The sequence below is a fragment of the Pseudogracilibacillus sp. SE30717A genome, from assembly GCF_037071985.1.
Taxonomy (GTDB): Bacteria; Bacillota; Bacilli; order Bacillales; family Amphibacillaceae; genus Pseudogracilibacillus.
In genome coordinates this window covers 95,039-114,738 of record NZ_JAXHDF010000001.1, presented here as the reverse complement: position 1 = coordinate 114,738, position 19,700 = coordinate 95,039, and the positions used below count along the sequence as shown (strand labels likewise).

Genomic DNA, 19,700 nt, shown 5'->3' with positions numbered 1-19,700 from the left:
ATGGAGGGGTCTTATGTTTGGTATATTTGCTGGACTTGTTGTATTAATGGTTTTAGCATATTTAGGTTGGTCTATCATATGGATAGCACCAATCGCTGCCGGAATTGTTGCATTAACTGGGGGACTGGACTTACTTGATGCCTATAAGGACACCTATATGGGCGGATTCGTTGGATTTGCCCAAGCATGGTTTCCAGTATTCATGCTTGGTGCAGTCTTTGGCAAGCTAATGGAAGATACGGGAATGGCAAGATCTGTTGCTGTTGCCATGACTAGATTAATAGGAACCAAAAGAGCTATTCTTGGTGTGTTTATTTCTGCAGCAGTTTTAACGTATGGAGGTGTTAGTTTATTTGTGGTCGTATTTGCAGTTTATCCGTTAGCTTTAACGTTATTTAAAGAAGCTGATATTCCAAGACGTCTCATTCCAGGAACAGTAGCACTGGGGGCGTTTACTTTTACCATGACAGCGATCCCGGGTACACCACAGATTCAAAATCTTATCCCTATGGAATATTTTCATACGACTGCAACAGCAGCACCTATTATGGGTATCGTAGCTGGACTAATTATGGGAGGCGGAGGGTATTATTATCTTCGTTGGCGTGAAAAGAAGTTAAAAGCAAATGGTGAGGTTTATACAGAACCAAAAGATAGTAAAATTGTTAATGTTGAAGGAAGTGCGCCATCATTCTTACTTTCTTTATTGCCATTATTGACTGTGCTTGTCACACTAAACTTATTAAAGTGGGATATTATTTTGTCACTAATAGCAGGAATTGTATTAATTTTATTGCTGAATATTCATAAATTTAAACGTTTTGTTAAAGCCATTAATGAAGGAGCAATTGGTTCAATGACTGCAATTATTAATACGAGTGCTGCGGTTGGTTTCGGTTCAGTTGTAAAAGCTGTACCTGGATTTGAGAAACTGACAGAAATGTTAATGGGTATAAAAGGAAATCCACTTATTTCTGAAGCAATAGCGGTTAATGTGTTAGCCGGCTCGACAGGTTCCGCTTCAGGAGGAATGGGAATTGCTTTAGAAGCGCTAGGCTCAAAATATTACGAAATTGCACAAAGCTCTGGAATAGATCCTGAGCAATTTCACCGAATAGCTTCACTTGCTTCAGGTGGACTTGATACTTTACCACATAACGGAGCGGTATTGACCCTTTTTGCAATAACGGGGATGACACATAAAGATAGTTATTTAGATATATTTATTGTCGCAGTTTTAATTCCAATTATTTCAGTTGTTGTTGCAATATTATTAGCATCGATCGGTATCTATTAAATTATAATCAACGACCTATTAATGGTTTTGTGTAATGATACTAGAAGCTGGGATATAAATAAAATTAGCAATTGAAAGGACGAACAATATGCAGGAAATATACGTTGCCTTTAGAAAGCAAGGATATTTCCGGAGCTATTATACATCTAGCATCGTTCGTCTTTTCTATCATAAAAATTCTTATGTTACAGTCTCTTAAATTAGCCTATATATTTTGTGAATTTATCTGCAAGTGGTATACGGTCTTTTTTGATAGGCTGTTTCTCAAAATAACCAAGATGAACAAAACCTACAATTTTTTCATTTTCAGCGACATTTAATAATTCTTTTACTTTCGGATCGTAAATATGGGGATTTGTTTTCCATACAACACCTAAGTCATGCTCCCATGCAAGTAACCAGAAATTTTGAATCATACTTGCAGTAGCTCCATAGTTCTCATCCCATTGTTTTTGTGCTTCAGGTTCTTCCATAATAACGACTAGAATAGCATTAGGTTCATTTAAATAATCTTCTCGGTTTTGTTGCATTTCCACTGGATATGTTGCAGCAACTTTTTTTGCAAAAGATGGTAAATTATCTTTATCCACAAAGAGAAATCGCCAAGGCTGTCTCATGCCGTGAGTCGGCGCCCAAATAGCATCTTCTAGCAACTCCCGAACAGTTTCTTCCTCAACCTTTTTATTTGTATAACCTTTTTTAACTGACCGACGTTCTCTAATGATGGTAGCTAAATCAGATTTATTTTTTATATTCATGTGAGTCTTACCCCCATAAAGTGTGTATTTTCATAGCATAATCATCCAAATTATAACGAAATAACTATTGTTAAGCAAATACAACTCGCCAAGCTTTATTTCTTACAATTAAAAATACTAGTGACAAGACACCTGTAAATATGTATACTGTATATGAGAATTGTTGTGTGAAAGAGTTCACAAAGGAGGATAAAATTGAAACAGTATTTAGCAGACAAAGGGATCACATTATCAGCAAGGGAATACATCATAACTGCCTTAAGTTATATGGCGTTAGGATTATTTTCATCTTTAATAATTGGTTTGATTTTTAAAACGATTGGTGAGCAATTAAATATCGCTTCATTTGTAGAAATCGGAACGTTTGCAATGGATTCGAAAATAATGGGAGGGGCAATTGGAGTAGCGATTGCTCATGGCCTAAAAGCTCCACCGTTAGTTCTTTTTTCAGCACTCTTTGCAGGAGCATTTGGTGCTGAACTAGGGGGACCGGCTGGCAGTTATGTGGCAGTGCTTTTCGCCACTGAATTCGGTAAACTTGTTTATAAGTTAACAAGAGTCGATATTATTGTAACGCCATTTATTACAATTTTTATTGGATATGTTACTGGGAAGTTAATCGGGATGCCGATAAATACGTTTATGCTTTGGTTTGGTGACATTATTAATTGGTCAACAACTCAACGTCCTTTTATCATGGGAATATTGGTAGCTGTCCTAATGGGATGGGCGTTAACCGCTCCGATTTCAAGCGTAGCAATAGCCTTTATGCTTTCACTTGATGGTCTTGCAGCAGGAGCAGCTGCTATCGGGTGTTCTGCACAGATGATTGGTTTTGCTGCTTCAAGTTACCGGGATAATGGTGTGGGTGGATTTTTAGCTCAAGCAATTGGAACTTCCATGCTTCAAGTTCCGAATATATTAAGAAATCCAGCTATTATCATTCCACCAACAATGGCAGGCGCCATTCTTGCACCGATTGGAACCGTCTGGCTTCAAATGGCTAATAATACTGCTGGAGCTGGAATGGGTACAAGTGGTCTTGTTGGGCAAATAATGGCATTTGAAACTATGGGTTTCACAATGCAGGTGTTTTGGGCGGTATTAATTTTACATATTATCGCTCCTGCTTTCATTAGTTTTCTTTTTACTGTCTTTTTTAAAAAGTTAGGCTGGATTAAGCTAGGCGATATGAAAATCAGCTATGAATAATAAAGAGTCTGTTAAAGAGGTAATTGACTAAGGATAACGAATCGTTGACGATAAGTAACCGTTAATCTTAGAAACAAAACGAATCAAGTTATTATAAGAAATTAATGGATAAATAAGTTACAATAAGATAAGTGGTAGGAATCAACTCATTATTATAAGATGATGGTATTGCTTAGGAGGTATGAATAGTGGATCAATTTATGCGGAGGGCAATCGACCTTGCAATAGAAAATGTTCGTCAAGGGGGACAGCCTTTTGGTGCTGCACTGGTGAAAGATGGAGAGATTGTATCGGAAGGAGTAAATGAACTCCATAAACATTTTGATGTGAGTGGTCATGCCGAATTAATTGCGATACGAAAAGCACAAGAAAAGTTGCAAACACATGATTTAGCCGAATATACAATGTACGCTAGCGGAGAACCATGTCCTATGTGTTTAACTTCAATGTACTTTGCAGGGATAACAGATGTTTATTACTGTGCATCTGTAAATGATGCAGTCGAGGTTGGTTTAGGTATGTCGAAAGTTATTTATGATGATTTAACAAAGCCTAATGAGGACCGTAAACTTATGATGAAGCATATGCCTTTGGAAGAGTCTCAGGAAAACCCGATGGAAATTTGGAAAGACAGTAATGCAAATGGATAATATGGAACGTCTTGCAAAAATTGCTTTAGAAAACGGTAGAGATTACTCAGGCTTAGAAACAATTAAGAAAATAAAAGGTGGTTCTATAAACGAAGCATATTATATTCAAACAGTAGATGCGGAGTTTTTTATGAAGTTTCATCTTAACTCACCTAAAGGCTTTTTTAAAAGCGAAGCAACTGGTTTACGTATTATTAAGGAGACCGGAAGAATCTCAGTTCCTAATTTTCTATCCTATTCTGATCAGCCTGGAAAAGCTTTTCTGCTTCTTGAATGGATTGAAGGAAAAAAGACAGATGATACAGAAACAGTGCTTGGTCAAAAACTAGCTCATTTACACCAATGTTTTGGGCGGATGCATGGTTTTCAAAACGATACATATATTGGGCTTTTGCCTCAGCCGAATGAGCTAAACGCAAATTGGCTAGAGTATTATAAGGAGTATAGACTTGGTTCACAAATTAACCAAGGAATTGAAAAAGGACTTATCAAAGATCAGCGTCGTGTGCGATTAGAAAAGTTAATGGAACAATTGGAGAAGTATATACCTAGTTTTGTTGAGCCGTCTCATCTGCATGGTGATTTATATTCAGGTAATTGGATAGTGGGGCCAGGAGGGGAACCATTTATCGTTGATCCTTCCTTTTTATATGGCGATCGTCATTTTGAAATGGCTTATACAGAATTATTTGGAGGGTTTTCTAGTAAGTTTTATGATGCTTACGATGAGATCTATCCTTTACGAAAAGATTACGATGATATAAAGCCGTTATACCAACTTTATTATTTATTAGCTCATTTAAACTTATTTGGTGAGTCTTACGGAGAAAATGTTGATTCTATATTAAGCAGATATGTAGGAGAATAAAGAGTACAGAAAAAATGAATAAAAATGATACCTCCAATTGTTGAAATAGTGTATGGTTAGATTGTAGACTAATAAGCAGCTTGGAGGTTTTTATATGTCCTTATATGACGTTCTAATCACTATCCATATTTTTTCTGCTATTGTAGGTCTAGGTCCCGGGTTTGTGATGATTTATATTGTAACAAAGGCAGAGACGATGACCGAGCTTAGGCATGCATATAAAGTAAGGAATCGAATCCATTTATTTGTTATGGTTGGTGGAACATTATTAATCATTACCGGAATAGCTATGGGATTAATTCGCCCTTACCTTTTTGGGCAGTTTTGGTATTTCAGCAGTATAATCCTCTTTCTTATTGCATTAAGTGCTGGCCCAATTGTGCTTGCCCCAAATTCAAAACCCATTAAAAAGTTGTTGCAGCAATATGAAGGCGAGAAAATACCAGAAACGTATTATCCGTTAGCAAAACGACTTTTTTTCTATGAACGAATAACAAATATACTATTTTTTATAATAATTTTATTAATGATAACAAAACCTTTATAGAAAGATGATTTGAGGTAGTAAGATGAAAATGAAGTCTTTTGAAGATCTTAGTCAAGTAGAGATGACTATTACACGTGGGGGACAAAAGCTACTTGTCTCTATTTTTCTGATTGATGAATTATTAATTGATACAGGACCTGCTAGAAGTGCAGATTATTTAATTCCGCTTTTTCAGCAGTGGACGTTTAATAACGTCGTTTTAACTCACCATCATGAAGATCATACAGGATTGGCAAATTGGATCCATTCACATAAACAAGTACCTATTTATATTCACGAAAGTGGAGTAGATATATGTAAGGAGAAGGCAAAACTGCCTTTATATCGACATTTATTTTGGGGAGCTAGGAAACCATTTGAAGCGAAAGCTTTGCCGGAAACACTTTATACAGAAAGGTATAGCTGGGAAGTGATCCATACACCGGGACATGCAGATGACCATGTAGCACTTTTTAATAAAGAAAAAGGCTGGTTATTTGGAGGGGATTTGTTTGTTCAACCGACTCCCAAAAGTATGTTTCGATTTGAATCTGTACCAGAAACGATCCAATCATTACGAAAAGTATTGGCATATGATTTTGATATTTATGTTTGTTCCCATGCTGGAATCATTTTTGAAGGGAAAAAAGCGATAAAAAAGAAACTCGACTATTTAATTAGTCAACAACAAGAAATATTATTCTTATATAATAAAGGTCTTTCTCCTAAGCAAATTCGAAAACAGCTTTTTCCACGGCGTCACCCGATGCATTACTTTTCATTTTTTGAAAACTCTCCCATGCACTTTATTCATTCTATTATTGGGTAAAAAGCAAAGGGGTTTATAAAAAAGTCGAACCATCAAATTGCTTCGTAAGCTAGATGGTTCGACTTCTTTAGTTTATTATTGGAAAGCTTTATCCGATCTACATGCGCTACTCTACATTGTTCGAATTTACTTAGCATGTTCCCCGTGCTATTCAGCGTCACGACAAGGTTTATGTTTAAATGTAGCGTTTTTCCCCGCAGTCTTCCGCTAGTTTAATAGTCAGCACCTAAATATTCTTCTAATGTGATGTCGGCGGCGGCAATTTCTGCAGCTGCTTTTTCACCGACATAGCGTAAATGCCATGGCTCATATTGGTACTTTGTAATATTTTCTTTTCCCTCTGGATAGCGGATTATAAATCCATATTCGTGAGCATGTTCTTTAACCCATTGCCCTTCTGGTGTTTTACCAAAATCAGTCGTTAAATCAAACTGGGCAGATTGTGAAGTTACATCCATTACTAAGCCTGTCTGATGTTCACTTTCTCCGGCACGAGCACTGTATGTGTTTGCATGCTCTTCTCCATGACGTTCTACATTAGCAGCAAAAATTGCTTCTTGTCTGTCATATGAACGAAAGCCTGATTGAGCAAACAATTCGATCCCTTCCTGATCGGCTTTTTCGAACAGATTCTCCAGTGCAGTTGCTGCCTCTTTTCTTAGTTGCTTTTTAGGATCGTCTTCTTCAAATGGAAAACGAACGTCTGGAACAACTAGATCTTGAGGTTCAAAATCGTTAGGTAATGCATAATTTTTATTAACTAAAACGAGAATATCATACGGATTTTCAACAATCTCTACAAATTCGTCCGGGTGGGAAGGCTCTTCTAATATGCTGGCAACTTCAATAGACTCATTGTTGTTTAAAATCTGTTCTATTACTTTTTTAACATCCTCGTTATACGTACCAGATACAGATAAATGATCATTCTGTAACTGAATATCCGTTATGGCCCATGTTGTTAACGAGTCATACTTGCCAGAAGGTTCTACTGGATATCCAATTTCTATTAATACGTTTTGAAGAGCAAGGACTTGCTCGTTTTCATCGCCTTTTTGCAATGATTCTTCTGGTAGCTCTTTCACAGTTTCCTCATCATCATTTGGTGTAGACTCATTTCCAGCTTCTTTTTCTTTTTCAGAACTGCAACCGACTATGAAAATAGCTATAAGTAGTATAAGTATAATTCTTCTTTTCATTTTTCTATATCCTCCATATCGCTAGCTATTTTCTCATAAAATCAGAATGAAAAGCAATTAAAAATTTTTATAATCCATGTTAAAAATAGATGTCATCTAATCTATTTTGATTCCCCAAATCGTTTACATATTTCTAGAATTACTTGTACTGCTTTTTCCATATTATCAACTGAAATAAATTCATATTTACCGTGAAAATTTTCTCCGCCAGTAAAAATATTAGGTGTTGGAAGGCCCATAAATGAAAGTTGAGAGCCATCTGTACCTCCACGAATCGGCTCAATTATTGGTTCAATATGTAAAGACTTCATTGCTTCCTTTGCTACGTCAACAATTTCCATTACAGGTTCGATCTTTTCACGCATATTAAAATATTGATCTTTTATTTGCAACTCAATTGAATCTTTTCCATGCTTTTGTTGAAGTTCTTTAACGATGTTATGGATGAGTGATTTTCTCGTTTGGAATTTTTCTTTGTCGAAGTCACGAATAATATAATAGAGTTCGGTTTCTTCAACAGATCCTTCGACAGAAATGAGATGGAAAAACCCCTCATATCCTTCAGTATATTCAGGCGCCTCTTTTGTGGGAAGCATATTCATAAACTCATTAGCTATTTTTGTTGAATGCACCATTTTTCCTTTAGCCGTACCAGGGTGAACATTATTCCCTTTGAAAACTATTTTTGCAGCGGCGGCATTAAAGCTTTCATACTGCAATTCTCCTAGTGGTCCACCATCGACTGTATAAGCAAAGGCAGCATTAAATTTTTCTACATTGAATTTATGTGGTCCACGGCCAATCTCTTCATCAGGAGTAAAAGCAACACGAATTTTCCCATGTTCGATTTCTGGATGTTTGTGTAAGTATTCCATTGCCGTCATAATCTCAGCAATTCCTGCTTTATTATCGGCTCCTAATAAGGTTGTTCCGTCTGTTGTAATAAGAGTATGTCCTTTATAATTAGTAAGTTCAGGGTATTCCTTTGGCGACATAATTACATCCAACGCCTGATTTAAAATTAATTCATTTCCATCGTAATTTTGCCACACTAATGGATTCACGTTTTTTCCTGTAAAATCTGTAGCAGTATCCAAATGGGCTAAAAAGCCAATGGTAGGGAGATCCTTTTCACTTGTAGCAGGTAAGGTAGCCATTACATAGCCATTCTCATCCATGGTGACGTCCTCCAACCCGATGTCTGTAAGTTCTTGAACGAGCATCCGTGCGAGTTCTAGTTGGCCCTCTGTTGTTGGAGTAGTATCGCATTGTTCATTTGATTGGGTATCTATTTTGGCATAACGAATAAGACGTTCTTGCAATATAGCTTTTAAATTCATTAATAACTCCTCCAATTTTCAAATAATGAAGTCTTATTAAAAAATGGTATGGTAAACTAAAAGAAAGTGCAACTATTAAGGAGGAAGAATAAATGACTTATATAATGACACCAACGGAATTGAAGGAAAAAAGCCGTAATAATAATTTGGTTATTATCGATGTTCGATCTAATTTAACCGACCCCGATCAAGGTGAAGCTTTATATAAGGAAGGTCATATACCTGGTGCATACTATTTGCATTTGGAAAAAGACTTATCAGGAGAAGTTAAGAAACATGGAGGAAACCACCCACTACCAGATGTTGAGATATTTGCGGGAAAACTCGGTAAAATGGGGATTGATGAATCAAGCAGTGCAGTTATATATGATGCTAAAAATGATATGTTTGCGGCAAGAGCTTGGTGGCTTTTATATTATATGGGACATGAGTCATGCTATGTGTTGGATGGTGGATATACTGCTTGGAAAAACGCGGGGTATGATGTGACAAAAGAAATTCCAACAGAAAAAAATGCTCATTTTACTCCACGTTTACGAAAAGACATTGTTGTTGATATGCACGAAGTAAAACATAGAGATAAACAAAAAAGTCTTTTAATTGATTCACGAGCAAGAGATAGATATTTAGGTAAAACAGAACCTTTATATAAAAAAGCAGGCCATATTCCGGGTGCTAAAAATTATTTTTGGCAAGAGGTTTTAGATGAATCGGGACAGTGGAAAAATGTTGAACAATTAAAGGAGCACTTCTCTTCTTTAAAGGACTCGGAGGATATTATTGTTTCTTGCGGCTCAGGTATATCAGCTTGTCCTAATTTTATAGCACTTAAGATGGCAGGTTATCATCATGTAAAACTTTATCCAGGTAGTTTTAGTGATTGGATCTCATATGAAGACAATCCGATTGAAACGGTCGAGGAATAATAATGGAAAAAGAACGATGCAAATGGGTAACAAATGACCCGTTATATATAAAATATCATGATGAAGAATGGGGAAACATGGATAGATTTAATGATGATCGCTATCTATTTGAAATGTTATTATTGGAAGGGGCACAAGCTGGATTAAGTTGGATTACAATTTTAAAAAGACGAGAAAATTATCGTCATGCTTTTGACAATTTTGATCCCAAGATCATCGCAACTTACACTTCGGATAAAAAAGGAGCACTTTTAGAAGATAAAGGGATTATAAGAAATAAGCGAAAGATCGAGTCGGCAATCCGAAATGCAAAAGCATTTCTCCAAGTACAAGAGGAGTATGGGAGCTTCCACGCCTTTTTGTGGGAAATAGTAGGCAGAAGGCAGATAATAAATCATTGGGAATATCATGAAGAGGTCCCAGCTAAAAGTGTAGAATCAGAAAAACTAAGTAAAGAGCTTAAAAAAAGAGATTTCTCTTTTGTGGGCCCTGTCATTTGTTATTCTTTTATGCAAGCAGTTGGTCTAATTAACGATCATACAAAATCTTGTTTTCTATACGGGGAATAAAGGGGGATGTGTATGTCGATTATCATCGATGAACTGGAATTAAGAAAAAAGTTAGACGATAAAGAGATCGTAATTTTGGATGTCCGTACTAAATATGATGATTTTGAAACAGGAGAAGCAGCCTATAAACATAGTCATGTACCGGGAGCATTATATGTAGATGTTAACACATATTTTAAAGGTACAAATACTTTTTTGCCAGATATTGACATGCTTGCTAAAAAATTAGGGGATTTAGGAATACGTGATGATACATCCATTGTGCTTTATGACCAAGGAAATCATCGAGCTGCAACGAAAGCATGGGTTGTTTTTAATTACATTGGACATGAGCCTGTTTATATTTTAAATGGCGGGTTTAAAGCATGGGCCGAAGCGGGAAATGAAGTGACAACTGAAACACCAGCTTTTTCCCCTACTATCTATCATGTAAAAAGAAATGAAGATATTGTCGTAAGTATAGATCAAGTTAAAGCTAGCTTAGAAACAGAGAATGCAATGTTAATAGATTCTCGGTCCTATGATAGATATAGTGGAAAAGTGGAACCTAAATATAAGAAGGCTGGCCATATTCCGGGAGCAAAAAATTATCATTCGAAACGAGTGATGAGTGAAAAAGGATTATGGAAAACAACAGAGGAGTTACGTTGTCACTTTAAAGATCTTCAGCAAGATGAGGAAATTATGGTTTCATGTGGTTCCGGAAATTCAGCCTGTATTAATTTCGTTGCATTAATTGAAGCCGGGTTTAAAGAGGTTAAAATTTATCCTGGAGGGTTTAGTGAATGGATAAAAGATGATCATAATGAGGTCGAGAAAACAGACTAAGTTAACTAAAAGAAATATAATGAAAAAATTTGTCTAAAGACCTTACAAAAGATGCGATATAAAGGATTGCTTACCAGCATAAAGTGACTTTAAGATGAATATATAAAGAACAATAGTTGAAAGTAAATTTGATAGAATAGTTCAATAAAGGGGAAAAAGTTATGAGGAGTATTACAAATTTTTTTGATCGAGTTGTTCAACGTTATTTACCAGATGCTTTTTTATTTGCCGTTATCTTAACGTTAGTTGTTTTTATTATGGGTATTTTTATGACAGGAAGTTCCCCGATTCAAATGGTAGAGTTTTGGGGAGTCGGATTTTGGGATTTATTAGCGTTCTCGATGCAAATGGCATTGATTGTAGTAACTGGTTATGTACTAGCTAATACACCAATCGTAAAAAAGATATTACAAAAGACTAGTAGGATAGCAAAGTCACCTGGACAGGCAATCGTCCTTGTTACATTTGTTGCTTCCATTGCGTCTTTAATAAACTATGGATTTGGATTAGTTGTCGGTGCGCTACTAGCCATTCAAGTTGTGAAGCGAGTGCCTTCTGTTGATTATCGATTACTTGTAGCAAGTGCGTATAGCGGATTTTTACTATGGCATGGTGGGTTATCCGGTTCCATTCCTTTACTAATTGCAACTCCGGAACATTTTTTAGAAGATACGATTGGTACGATACCTGTTACGGAAACATTATTCAGTAATTTTAATTTATTCATCGTTTTCTTTTTACTTCTTACTATGCCTTTTTTAAATTGGATGTTAATGAAGTCAAGAGAAGGGTTGGAAATTAAAAATCCAGTTGATTGGGAGAATAATAATTTTGAAGATACGTATGAAGAAGCGGCTTCTGAATCAGCTTTAACTCCATCTGAACGATTGGAAAACAGTCAGATCATTTCTATATTGATTGGACTATTCGGAGTCGTATTTATTATTTATCACTTTGCAACTAATGGATTTGATTTAAACATTAATTTAGTTAATTTAATCATGCTTTTCCTAGGTATCTTGTTGCACCGAACACCTAGAAGATTTTTACATAGTGTCAACAATGCGGTGAAAAATGTTGGAGGTATTATCGTTCAATTTCCATTTTATGCAGGGATCATGGGGATGATGGTTGAGTCTGGTTTATCAGAACAAATGTCATTATGGTTCGTAAGTATTTCGAATGACTTTACCTTCCCTCTATTTACTTTTATTAGTGCTGGGCTAGTTAACTTTTTTGTCCCATCGGGAGGGGGACAGTGGGCTGTACAAGGGCCTATCATGATTCCAGCCGGTATCGAAATAGGAGCTGATACAGCTAAGACGGCAATGGCAGTAGCATGGGGAGATGCGTGGACCAACATGATTCAGCCATTTTGGGCATTACCACTTTTAGCTATTGCTGGACTGAAGGTAAGAGATATTATGGGATTTTGCGTTATCATTTTGATCTACAGCTTTTTCCCAATTGCAATTGGTTTGCTATTCTTTTAATAAAAGCCATATGCTAATCAATGGGATTAGAATCCAACCCAATGTAACAAATTCACATTGGGTTTGCTCCTATCCATTGTGCAGATTAAACAGCAATAAATTTATGAAAAAAGCTTAATAACTCAACTTTCGCACCAACAAAGTGAGTTTAAACAGATACGTGGATTAACTCAAAAATGGTTCCATTTGATATCTTGACAACCTTATCATGATAAAACTGTTTTGCACAAAAAACGTAAACTGTGACGTATTTTAAGTTCCCTCTTCCAAACCTATACTGCATCGTTGATTTGCGCTCCGGACATTCGCTTTCCGCGGGCAACGCTTCAGCTTCCTCGGAAGCCAAAATCGCTTTCTGTGGGATCTTCAGCTGTTGCTTTCCCGCAGGAGTCGATTGTCCTCTGCTCAATCAATTACCAAAATAAAGCAATTTACGCTGTATAGCAGAAAACGAATCACAGCGAAGGAAAAATAATTCGCTTTCACCACAGGCACGGCTTCATCCTCCTTGCCCTGATAAGGGGTATGCCGATCGCAAAGGACGCTCTTAGTCGGCCATCATTAATTACTGCTGTGGGGTCTTCAGACTCGTGCTTTTCCCCCAGGAGTCGACTGCCCTTCGGCTTCAATCAACCATTGTAATAGAAGTATCAAACTGTTAAGAATTATTTACTAAACACACCTAGCGGAGGAAATATGTGTAGACTCCTGTGGGAGGAAAGGCCTCGGTGAGACTACGTAGTGCGTAGCACGAAGGAGGCTCAACAGCCGCCCACGGAAAGCGAAACATATTTCCGCAGCGGTTAATCAGCTCATACCTAAATTACTAGTTACTGCGCAGTTTATATCAACTGTGACAGTGAAAAAATTCTTGGAATATAGTTGTATTTTCAAGCAACCAGTTAATTGAAAATACAACTAAGGAAGTGAATCTCTAAACTTCCCAATACATAATAAAAACGGTACAGCGTTAAATTTGCTCGCTGTACCGTTTTACTGATTAAGCTACGGGAAGTAGGTTTTCGACAATTATATTGTTTATTACATTAATATATGCTAACGCACTTGCTTTAATGACATCTGTATCCGCAGCGTTTGCATTATATTTTTCCCCATTGAATTCAACGACGACTTTAACCTTACCTAAAGCTTCTTTTCCTCGTGAAACACTGCTGATTTTATATTCTAATAAATTAATATCAAGACCGACAATATCGATAATCGCTGTATATAAAGCGTCGATTGGCCCTGTACCAACTGCACTGCCGTCTAAAATCTGCTCGCCTTTTTTAACTTTAATGCTAGCGGAAGGGAAGATCGTATTGCTTACAACTTGCAGATCCACTAATTCATAGAAATTATCGGCATAATCTTGAATCTCTTTCTTATCCGCATGATGTTTAGCGAAGTAATTTTTCACAATTACGTAAAGATCATGGTTATAAATTTCCTTCTTCTGATCTGCTAATGTTAGAAAATCGGCAAAAATCGCTTCAAAATCATCAGCAGTCATTTCAGAAAAGCCTAATTTTTCTAATGTATCTTTTACCGCATGCCTACCAGAACGTGCTGTTAAAACTAATTCCATATCGTCTAATCCAACTTCTATCGGATTAATTATTTCATAAGCATCTCGAGATTTTAACAAACCATCTTGATGGATCCCCGAGGAGTGGGCAAACGCATTATCTCCAGTAATAGCTTTATTTACTTGTACTTCAAGCCCCATTAAGCTACTGACAAGGCGAGATGTGTTCATAATCTCTTGTGTATTAACATTTGTTTGAGCGTTGTAAACGGAGGAACGTGTATTGATTGCCATAACAACTTCCTCTAACGCGGCATTTCCTGCACGCTCACCAATTCCATTAATCGTACACTCTACTTTATCTGCACCATTTTTTATCGCAGCTAACGTGTTAGCTGTTGCCATTCCAAGATCATTATGACAATGTACACTTAATAAGACGCTATCATTTAAGTTCTTTAAACGATTATTCAATTTATAAATTAGCTCTCCAAACTCTTCAGGTTCAGCAAAGCCAACTGTATCTGGAACGTTAATCATCGTAGCACCAGCTTTTACAACTGCCTCAATTGTCTTCCATAAATACTCAAAATCACTTCGCGAAGCATCTTCTGTAGAGTATTGAACATCAGGAAGTAACGTTTTTGCATATTTAACAGCTTCTACCCCGATATCTAAAATCTGATCTTTTGACTTACTAAATTTCTTTTCCACATGAATATCGGAGGTTCCAAGTACCATATGGATAAGCGGTTTTTCGGCATGTTTAACACTATGGTATACTGAATCGATGTCTGCCTTAACAGCTCTTGCTAATGCAGTGATCATGATATCATCTGTGTTACCAACCTTTGTCGCTATTTCTTTTACTGCATTAAAGTCTCCTTCTGAAGATGCTGGAAATCCTGCTTCTATAATATCAACTTGCAGACGCTTTAACTGTTGTGCCACTTCTAATTTCTCATGTAAATTCAGTTTAGCCCCTGGTACTTGTTCTCCATCACGTAATGTTGTATCAAACACCCAAATTTTTCTTGACAATTGAAGCACTCCTTTTATAAGTATTTTTATAATTAAAAAACCCCGCCTCTATATAAAGTATAGAGACGAGGTGTTTACTCGCGGTACCACTCTAGTTAATTAAATCATTATTAATTCAACTCATTTTCAATGGCTATCACCATCTATCCATTTAACGGTAGAAAACCGACATCCGTTACTAGAAGTTCACGGAGTAGCTCTTGGACGAGTTCAAAGGTAAATAACTACCGATTCTCACTACCCATCGGCTCCCTGAAAGCTTATCTATCCCTTTACTATTTCCAATCATTGCTTCAAAATTATTTAATTAAATGTAATTATAACGTTCTGTATTTTACCTGTCAACAAATTTTCTAAAAATATTTTATTTTATAAACTATAATTTAAATACAGTGATTTCTTGACCTAATTGCTCTGCCAGCTCGGATAATTCGTCCGCCTTACGAGAAATTTCATCCATTGAACTAGATGTTTCTTGAGTTGAAGCTGAAGATTGTTCAACTCCTGCAGCAGCCTCTTCGGAAACAGCCGCAATATCTTCAATTAAATTATTCATCTGCTCACTATTTTCAGCAATTTCCTTGAGACGATTTGCTACATCAGTAACACTACCAACCATTGTATTAATAAAGTAATCGATTGAATCGAAGTTTTTATCCGTTTTTTCAATTTGATTAATACCTTCTTTTACTTCACTATATCCGTCATTTAGTGAGGTTACAACTTCATTAGTCTCTGTCTGGATACTACCTACTATAGTTGTGATTTCGGTTACAGAGCTCGTTACTTGTTCAGCAAGTTTTCGGACTTCATCTGCAACCACTGCAAAACCTCGACCATGTTCCCCAGCTCTAGCTGCTTCAATTGCTGCGTTTAATGCAAGCAAGTTTGTTTGATCAGCAATATCTTTAACCACTTGAACTAGTTGTGAAATTTCATCTGATTGCTGGTCAAGTCCACGTACTTTATCAACTGCTTCTGCTACAATTGAATCAATCTTGTTCATTTGTTTTACAGACTGTTTCATTAGATTGGAACCGTCTGAAGTTAGTGCTAATACATCTTTAGATGAATCAGCAATACCTTGTCCTTCTTCTTGTGAAGTCCTTACTGAATCAACAAAATGTTTCATTTGCTCTGATAAATCTGAGGCACTGTTAGCCTGTGTTTCAGCACCTGTAGCAAGCTCCTCCATCGTCACAACCATTTGGTCGCTACCTTCTTTAACCTCTCTAGCTGATTGGGTCAAAATATCACTGCTCGTAGAAACGGACTGTGAAGCCTGGGCAACCTTATGTATAACATTACTCATATTACTGCTTAATGTATTAACTGCTTCCGTTAATTGACCGATTTCATCCTTGCCTTTATAATCCATTTGTTCTACTGCCAAGTTCCCATCTGCTATTTCAGTAGTAACTGAAACTACTTTTTTCAAACTGCTTGAAATGATACGACTAATGAAGATCATTATAACGAGTCCAATCACAATACTAACAATATTAACTGTAATTAAAAATATGATACTTCTGTCCATACTATCATTTACATTTTCAGTAGCAATACCCTGCTCTTCATTTACTGCATCTATTAATCTATTTAAAAGTGCAACACTTGATGTTTTTTGAGTACCAATTTGGATTCGTGAATAAATTAATTTTTCATCTTCTGGATCTTTTCCTGCTATTTCATTTAAAAAGATATCGCTAATTTTTTCATTATTATCCACTACTCTTGCAAATAAGAATTCATTTTCCCCTGAACCTTTAAACTCTTTTCCAAGGCGTTCAAAAATCGCATCTAATCCATCATTAATCTCATGAAACTCATCAACATATCGATTGTTTCCAACGATAATATAGTTTGAAATTAAGGAATCTTGTTGTTCTACATATAATGCTAATTGAGCCATATCATTGGCAAGGTTACTTTTATGTATAATTTCACTTACGCTTTGTTTAGCAGTTGATAGTTGGAGAAACACAACAACTGTCGCAACAATAAATAGTAATACAGAAATAATAAAAACACTTAAATATTTTGTACCAATCGAAATATTTTTGAAAAAGGACGCCTTATTCGATGTTTTTCTCGTGCTTCTCTTCGTTTTCTTCTTAAAACGAAACATTTTAAAAAATGATTTTATTTTGTTTTTCATGAATATTCCTCCATAGAATAATATTGGCAGCAATATAGCAATGTTTGAAAATGGAAATGAGAATATGGTATAAAGGAAACTCTATTTATTATAGTCTAAAATAACTAAAAAGAGAAGGGGAATAATAAATATAATTGGTAAATTTGTATTATAAAAGGAAGTGGATAAAACTTTAGACCTAATTAGATGGATGTGTAAAGCTGGCTGTAAAATCACTTTCCTTTCATTATAAGGTTGAAGTAAGTAAACTATTTAATATAGAAGGAAATAACCTTTGATTATAATAAGTTTAAAGGAAGTGCTGGAAATGGAAGCAGATATTAATGTAAGGAAAACGGAACATATAAGATTATGTTTGACGGATCAAGTAGAGGGAGTGAATAAAACGACAGGATTAGAAGGAATTTCATTTATTCACAATGCTCTACCAGAAATTAATTTCAATGATATCCAGCTAAATACGACCTTTTTAAATAAAGCGTTAAAAGCGCCTTTTCTTGTAAGTTCTATGACAGGAGGGTCAGAACTTGCATCCAAAATTAATATAAATTTAGCGCAAGCAAGTGAGGAAAAGGGGTGGGCAATTGGCCTTGGTTCTACTCGGGCACTTCTAGAGAGTCGAGCTCATGAAGATTCCTTCTTGATCAGGCGTCATGCAAAAACTGTCCCATTAATAGCGAATATTGGGGCTGTTCAGTTTAATTATGGATACGGTGTGGAGGAATGCCAACGTATTATTGATATGACAGAGGCGGATTCGCTTGTACTCCATTTAAATAGTCTTCAGGAAGTTGTTCAAGATGGTGGAGACTTAAATTTTGAGCAATTACTCCCCAAGATAGAAGAAGTTTGTAAAAAATTAACTGTCCCAGTTGGTGTAAAAGAGGTTGGATTCGGAATTGATGGTATAGTTGCGGAAAAACTGTATAATGTCGGAGTTTCTTATATAGACGTAGCAGGTGCAGGCGGGACTTCTTGGAGCCAAGTGGAAAAGTTACGTTCAAAAGAACCACTTCGTAAAGCCGCTGCAGAAGCGTTTAATAGCTGGGGCATACCGACGAAAGATTGTATTGTTTCTGTTCGTAGTAAACTTCCTACTACACCAATTGTAGCGAGTGGTGGAATGAAAACAGGATTAGACGCAGCGAAGGCGGTAACGATAGGTGCAGATATTGTTGGATTTGCTAGGACGTTACTTCAAGCGGCAACTGAATCTGTAGACTCAGTTCTTAACACGATGGAACAAATTGAATTAGAAATGAAAATGGCAATGTTCGGCATAGGAGCTAAAGATTTGGAGACGTTAAGAAATACAAAACGGGTTACAATTATGGGCCGTTCATTATTAGAGTAAATAAAGAAGGATTAACTTATTCACTTGTAGAGAGTGCTTTTCTACAAGTGTTTTTTATTTATCAATTTCGTACTATTGTCTTAAGTTATGAAGCAGATTTACATATGTTTATTCAGGATTAGTTGGTAGGATAAATTTATAACTTTTTTTCAAGCAGAATAGTATAAGGACAAGTTTATAGTGTGATAAACTACACGTAAGAGCGAACGGGGTGTATCCAAAGTGAGAATTGAAGTTTGGTCAGATTTTACTTGTCCATTTTGTTTTATAGGAAGAAAAACACTTGAAATGGCATTACAACAATTTAAACATAGAGAATATGTGCAAATTGAATACAAATGCTATCAACTAGATTCAAATGCAGGTAAGGAAAAAACTGAAGACATATATAGCATGTTGATGAAAAAATACGGTTTATCCATAGAAAAAGTGAAGGAAATGATGGACCAAATTTGTATACAAGCTGAACAAATTGGTTTGCATTTTCAATTTGAAAAATTGCAACATGCTAATACGTTTCATGCCCATCGACTTGTAAAGTTTGCGGAACGTGAAGAGAAAGAACAGCTCATTATTGACCTATTATTTAAAAAGCATTTTATAGAGCATGAGAATATTGGCGAACGAGATGTCTTGTTATCTATTGCAAAAGAAGCAGAATTAAATGAATCTGATGTAGATTCTTTATTATGTTTAAATAACTATGCAAAAGCAGTAAAAAACGACGAACAAATGGCAGAGGAAATTGGAATAAGCGGTGTGCCCTTTTATATATTTAATGATCAACATGCTGTAGCAGGCGCTCAACCATTAGAAGTGTTTGTTACTATTTTAGAGGAACTGTGGAATGAAGAAATAGTACAAGAAAAAGGGAACAATACTAATAATCAATGTAAGAGCTCCTACTGTACGGGAAATGACTGCGAATAAAAAGGAATCTTTTTAACTGATGTAAGAAAGATGGCATCAGTTTTTCTGTTTGGTTTAAAGATGAGTAAAAGATTCATGAAAATTCCACATTATTAATATTGCTAAGAAAAATTAGATATGCTATACTCAATTCGACGACCTAATTGATAATGAATATCATTCTTATTTAAAATTAATAGTATTTAAGAATGATA

At 35.9% G+C, this 19,700-nt stretch carries 17 protein-coding genes and 1 other annotated feature; of the genes, 12 read left to right on the top strand and 5 right to left on the bottom strand.

The genetic code is table 11. The annotated features are described in order from the left end of the window. The first annotated feature begins 13 nt into the window (after nt 1–13). Entirely contained in the window at nt 14–1,297 is a 1,284-nt protein-coding gene (locus SPD48_RS00570; protein WP_336256098.1) for a GntP family permease, read from the top strand. A gap of 200 nt (nt 1,298–1,497) precedes the next feature. Here SPD48_RS00570 and SPD48_RS00565 read toward each other — a convergent pair whose 3' ends face one another. Next, nucleotides 1,498–2,055: a nitroreductase family protein gene (locus tag SPD48_RS00565; RefSeq protein WP_336256097.1), complete on the bottom strand. Its 558-nt coding sequence runs from the start codon at nt 2,053–2,055 to the stop codon at nt 1,498–1,500. Nucleotides 2,056–2,250: 195 nt separating this feature from the next. Between SPD48_RS00565 and SPD48_RS00560 the strand changes: the two genes are divergently transcribed. The 5 genes from SPD48_RS00560 to SPD48_RS00540 all read left to right on the top strand — a co-directional run bounded on the left by SPD48_RS00560 (nt 2,251) and on the right by SPD48_RS00540 (nt 6,140). Further along, a complete protein-coding gene (locus tag SPD48_RS00560; protein WP_336256096.1) occupies nt 2,251–3,267 on the top strand; it encodes a PTS transporter subunit IIC in 1,017 nt (338 codons plus the stop codon). Between the two features lie 188 nt (nt 3,268–3,455). Then, nucleotides 3,456–3,917, top strand: coding sequence for a nucleoside deaminase (locus SPD48_RS00555; RefSeq protein ID WP_336256095.1), 462 nt, complete (start codon nt 3,456–3,458; stop codon nt 3,915–3,917). Next, on the top strand, nt 3,904–4,785 hold the full coding sequence (locus tag SPD48_RS00550; RefSeq protein WP_336256094.1) for a fructosamine kinase family protein: 882 nt from the start codon (nt 3,904–3,906) through the stop codon (nt 4,783–4,785). Before SPD48_RS00555 ends, SPD48_RS00550 begins: the two co-directional genes overlap by 14 nt. A 94-nt stretch (nt 4,786–4,879) precedes the next feature. Then, a complete protein-coding gene (locus tag SPD48_RS00545) occupies nt 4,880–5,332 on the top strand; it encodes a DUF2269 family protein (RefSeq protein ID WP_336256093.1) in 453 nt (150 codons plus the stop codon). 22 nt (nt 5,333–5,354) lie between these two features. Continuing rightward, nucleotides 5,355–6,140, top strand: a complete 786-nt coding sequence (locus SPD48_RS00540) for an MBL fold metallo-hydrolase (RefSeq protein WP_336256092.1) — start codon at nt 5,355–5,357, stop codon at nt 6,138–6,140. A 212-nt stretch (nt 6,141–6,352) separates the two neighbouring features. Here the strand turns inward: SPD48_RS00540 and SPD48_RS00535 are convergent, their stop codons facing one another. Further along, nucleotides 6,353–7,339 (bottom strand): D-alanyl-D-alanine carboxypeptidase family protein, encoded by a 987-nt coding sequence (locus SPD48_RS00535; protein WP_336256091.1) that lies wholly within the window; start codon nt 7,337–7,339, stop codon nt 6,353–6,355. A 101-nt stretch (nt 7,340–7,440) separates the two neighbouring features. After that, nucleotides 7,441–8,679 carry a peptidase T gene (gene pepT, locus SPD48_RS00530; protein WP_336256090.1) on the bottom strand — a complete coding sequence of 413 codons (1,239 nt, stop codon included), beginning with the start codon at nt 8,677–8,679 and terminating at the stop codon, nt 7,441–7,443. 92 nt (nt 8,680–8,771) lie between these two features. On the opposite strand from pepT, the gene SPD48_RS00525 reads away from it, so the two are divergent. From SPD48_RS00525 to SPD48_RS00510, 4 genes are all read left to right on the top strand, one after another. Further along, complete coding sequence (locus SPD48_RS00525; protein ID WP_336256089.1) at nt 8,772–9,605, top strand: sulfurtransferase; 834 nt, start codon at nt 8,772–8,774, stop codon at nt 9,603–9,605. A 2-nt stretch (nt 9,606–9,607) separates the two neighbouring features. After that, nucleotides 9,608–10,174, top strand: a complete 567-nt coding sequence (locus tag SPD48_RS00520) for a DNA-3-methyladenine glycosylase I (RefSeq protein ID WP_336256088.1) — start codon at nt 9,608–9,610, stop codon at nt 10,172–10,174. 12 nt (nt 10,175–10,186) lie between these two features. Then, nucleotides 10,187–11,002, top strand: a complete 816-nt coding sequence (locus tag SPD48_RS00515; RefSeq protein WP_336256087.1) for a sulfurtransferase — start codon at nt 10,187–10,189, stop codon at nt 11,000–11,002. Nucleotides 11,003–11,163: 161 nt separating this feature from the next. Further along, entirely contained in the window at nt 11,164–12,495 is a 1,332-nt protein-coding gene (locus SPD48_RS00510; protein WP_336256086.1) for a short-chain fatty acid transporter, read from the top strand. A 1,000-nt stretch (nt 12,496–13,495) separates the two neighbouring features. Here SPD48_RS00510 and SPD48_RS00505 read toward each other — a convergent pair. Continuing rightward, the gene (locus SPD48_RS00505; protein WP_336256085.1) at nt 13,496–15,064 is read right to left on the bottom strand and encodes a 2-isopropylmalate synthase; all 1,569 of its coding nucleotides are present in this window, start codon (nt 15,062–15,064) and stop codon (nt 13,496–13,498) included. Between the two features lie 58 nt (nt 15,065–15,122). Beyond that, nucleotides 15,123–15,362 (bottom strand) — a binding site (T-box leader). Nucleotides 15,363–15,440: 78 nt separating this feature from the next. Further along, complete coding sequence (locus SPD48_RS00500) at nt 15,441–17,222, bottom strand: methyl-accepting chemotaxis protein (RefSeq protein ID WP_336256084.1); 1,782 nt, start codon at nt 17,220–17,222, stop codon at nt 15,441–15,443. A gap of 307 nt (nt 17,223–17,529) precedes the next feature. Here SPD48_RS00500 and fni point away from each other — a divergent pair, with 307 nt between their 5' ends. Continuing rightward, nucleotides 17,530–18,576 (top strand): type 2 isopentenyl-diphosphate Delta-isomerase, encoded by a 1,047-nt coding sequence (fni, locus tag SPD48_RS00495; protein WP_336256511.1) that lies wholly within the window; start codon nt 17,530–17,532, stop codon nt 18,574–18,576. 222 nt (nt 18,577–18,798) lie between these two features. Next, nucleotides 18,799–19,506: a DsbA family oxidoreductase gene (locus tag SPD48_RS00490; RefSeq protein WP_336256083.1), complete on the top strand. Its 708-nt coding sequence runs from the start codon at nt 18,799–18,801 to the stop codon at nt 19,504–19,506. Nucleotides 19,507–19,700 lie beyond the last annotated feature (194 nt).